We start from the raw sequence: 3,199 nt of genomic DNA, 5'->3' as shown, positions 1-3,199 counted from the left end.
ACTTGGTCGAGGTGTGGTTCGGCATCATCGAGAAGCAGGCCATCCACCGCGGCACCTTCGGGTCGGTCAAGGACCTCAACGCCAAGATCCGCGCCTTCATCGACGGCTGGAACCACCGCTGCCACCCGTTCGTCTGGACCAAGACCGCCGAGGAGATCCTCAAGAAAGCCAACCGTCAACAGACCTCAAACGCGGGGCACTAGGTCGTCGTCGACTCCCTGCCCGCGCGGATTCATGCCGCGCCTTCGCTCAGCGCGACAGCGCCCGAGGACCGTCCGACCAGGACGACGCTCGGGTGATCGGCGAGCAGGGCAGGTGGCAACCGAAGTTGCGCGGTGCCGTCCTCGTCTGCGATCTGTCGGGCGACGACGAGCTGCTCCTGCCCGAGCAGGTCGCGCCGCTGCTCGCTCCGGAGGTGCTCGAGGAGTGGCTGGACGGTGGGGGCCGAGCGCGCACCCGCTGGTCTGGTCGCACGGCATGTACCTCGCCGCCGCCCTCCTGCCTCCGTCGGGGGCGCGCGCCTCGTAACCGGCACCGCAGGTCAACAGGCAGGTTTGCCCGTTCCGCGCGCCGGTCCCGCGGCGGCCCGGGCATGGCGGGCCAGATCTGCCTGTCGAAGTACGGACTGGGTTCAGCCGGTGTGCTGGCCAGGGCGGACCAGGCCGGTCTCGTAGGCCAGCACCACCAGCTGGACACGGGTCCGGAGTCCGAGCTTGGCGAGGACCCGGTTCACGTGGGTCTTGACCGTGGACCCCGAGACCACAAGCTCGGCGGCGATGTCGTCGTTGGAGCGCCCGCCTGCGATGAGCACGAAGACCTCGAGCTCGCGCTCGGTGAGCCCCTCCAGCGCCGACGGCAGCCCGACCACGGGTGCCGGACCGCTGACGTGCTGCTCGATCAGCCGGCGGGTCAGGCTCGGGGCCAGCAGCGCCTCCCCCGCCGCGACAGTCTCGATCCCGGCCACCAGCGTGTCCGGCGGCGTGGCCTTGAGCAGGAACCCGGACGCCCCGGCGCGGAGTGCGTCGTAGACGTAGGTGTCGAGGTCGTACGTCGTGAGCACGAGCACGCGCGTGGAGAGGCCCGCGGAGGTGATCTCGCGGGTTGCGGCGATCCCGTCCATCACCGGCATCCGGATGTCCATCAGCACGACATCGGGCTGCGTCCGACGTACCGCCCCCACCGCCGCCCGGCCGTCCGGCACCGAGGCCACCACGTCCACGCCGCGCGCGGCCAGCACCAGCGCGAGGCCGGAGCGGACGAGGTCCTGGTCGTCGGCGATCACCACGCTGGTCACGCGCTCAACGTCCCGTCGAGAGGGACGCTCACCTCGAGCTCGAAACGACCCTGCGCCGTGGAGTGCCGCAGTGATCCCCCGTGCACCTTCACCCGTTCGGCCATGCCGAGAAGCCCGAGGCCGCTGCCGACACCGGTGCGTCCGTCAGTCGGGTTGGCCGCACGGATCGCCAGCGCGCGCGACGAGATGGTGACGTCGAGCGTGACCGACCGGTCGGTGGCGTAGCGCAGCGCGTTGGTGAGCAGCTCCTGGATGATCCGGTAGGCCGAGGCGTTGACGCCTGCGGGGACCACGGGCGGTGGGTCGGGCAGCTCGGCCCGTACGTCCAGGCCGCGGTCGCGGAACTCACGGACCAGCACGGGGAGCTCGGCGAGGCCGGGCGTGGGGCGCAGGCCCAGCTCCCCCGCGTCGTCGCGGAGCACGTGCAGCAGCCGACCGGTCTCCGACAGTGCCTGCCTCCCGGTGTCGGCGATGTCGGCGAGCAGACCCTCGGTGCGGTCGGGATCGGTGCGGACGAGGTCTTGCGCGGCTGCGGTCTGCACCACCATCGCGCTCACCGAGTGCGCGATCACGTCGTGCAGGTCGCGGGCGATCCGGTCGCGCTCGGCACGGACCGCCTCGGCCTTGGCCCGTTCCTGGTGGCGAAGCAGCAGCTCGGACTGGACGGCGAGCTTGCGTGAGATCCGCCCGAAGACGTACGGCGGCAGCATCAGCGCCGCGGCGAACACCAGGTCGGTGACGTCGTGCGACCGCTGGTCCACCGCCACGTAGTCGACGAGCAGGACGAGAGCAACCAGGGCGAGTCCGGCCAGGCCGCGGAGGTCGGCGACCCAGCGCCCCAAGGTGTAGCAGATGAGCGTCAGGAACAGGATCGGCGTGGCCACGTCGTCGAGCTGCGGACCGACCCACGGCATCAGCAGCAGGACCGTCGCGGCGACGGGACAGAGGACCAGCGGGGCCACCCGGCGCCAGACCAGCAGCACCGCCACCACCATCTCGAGCCCCAGCCCGTAGCCCCATCCACGGGGCGTCAGCGCGGTGAGCTCGACCACCCCGACCACGGCGAAGGCCGCGGGGATGAGCGGGTCGCTCGCGCGGAGCTCACCGAGGCGCAGCACGGCGGCGAGCCCAAGGGGGAAGGACGGGGCAGACGGACGCGGCACCCTCCGAGACTAGAGCGGGAATGGGGTGGGGGACGTCGAACCCAGGGTGGAGACGGGTCGGGTCCCGGGGTGGACGACGCCGGCAGCATCCGTCCCTAGGGTCGACCGTGGACGGCACGACAGGGAGTCGGCCGATGAGAGAGGGAGACCGAGATGTTCCAGACGCAGGAGTCTCAGAGGTCGGTCGGCAGATTCGCCTGGGTGATGGCCTGGTTCGGGCTCGTCGCCGGGCAGCTGCACGCGCTGGCCCGCCATGGCACGGCAGAGGGCAGCGGAGACCTGGAGATGCCGCTGACGGCCGCCTGGTCGGTGCCGGCCTCCGAGGCGCTGGCACCGCTGCTCGAGTGGGGCGACCCCGACCTGGTCTACGTCACCTACGGCAAGGTCTGGCTGCCGGTGTTCGTCGCGTTCACCCTGTGCGCGTTCCTGGTGCACCGCCGGCGTGCCCCGCGAGGTTTCGAGAAGTGGGCGTGGCGGGTCACGCTCACCGGCTACACGGCGGCTTGCGTCGCGGTGTTCCTGCAGTACTGGACGCAGTGGACCAGTGAGTTCAACGTCCTGTTCGACGTCGCCTGGCTGGTCACTGTGCCGGCGATGCTGGTCACCATGCTCAGCTCCACCCTGCTCGGCGCCACGCTGCTGGTCCGCCGCTTCCGTCCTCTGCTGCCGGCGCTGCTCCTCGTGGCGGCCGTCCCGATGGCGATCGGCATCGTCCAGGTGACGTCGATGGGCAGCGCCGCGC

3 protein-coding genes and 1 pseudogene are annotated in these 3,199 nt (G+C 71.2%); 2 read left to right on the top strand and 2 right to left on the bottom strand.

Features of this window, described 5'->3' with window-relative positions; all coding sequences use genetic code 11:
- Window positions 1-203: pseudogene (locus tag ACR2FV_RS10555) on the top strand (IS630 family transposase); the annotation flags it as partial.
- Between the two features lie 428 nt (window positions 204-631).
- Here the strand turns inward: ACR2FV_RS10555 and ACR2FV_RS10550 are convergent.
- Both ACR2FV_RS10550 and ACR2FV_RS10545 read right to left on the bottom strand, forming a co-directional pair.
- Window positions 632-1,294 (bottom strand): response regulator, encoded by a 663-nt coding sequence (locus ACR2FV_RS10550; RefSeq protein WP_434015651.1) that lies wholly within the window; start codon window positions 1,292-1,294, stop codon window positions 632-634.
- Window positions 1,291-2,457: a sensor histidine kinase gene (locus tag ACR2FV_RS10545; protein WP_434015650.1), complete on the bottom strand. Its 1,167-nt coding sequence runs from the start codon at window positions 2,455-2,457 to the stop codon at window positions 1,291-1,293. Before ACR2FV_RS10545 ends, ACR2FV_RS10550 begins: the two co-directional genes overlap by 4 nt.
- Window positions 2,458-2,610: 153 nt before the next feature.
- Between ACR2FV_RS10545 and ACR2FV_RS10540 the strand changes: the two genes are divergently transcribed.
- The coding region (locus ACR2FV_RS10540; protein WP_434015649.1) for a hypothetical protein at window positions 2,611-3,199 on the top strand (589 nt) is incomplete at its 3' end.

It is taken from the genome of Ornithinimicrobium sp. (assembly GCF_051004135.1).
Taxonomy (GTDB): domain Bacteria; phylum Actinomycetota; class Actinomycetes; order Actinomycetales; family Dermatophilaceae; genus Ornithinicoccus.
Note: the sequence above shows the minus strand (reverse complement) of the source record. Positions and strands in the feature narration are given on the sequence as shown.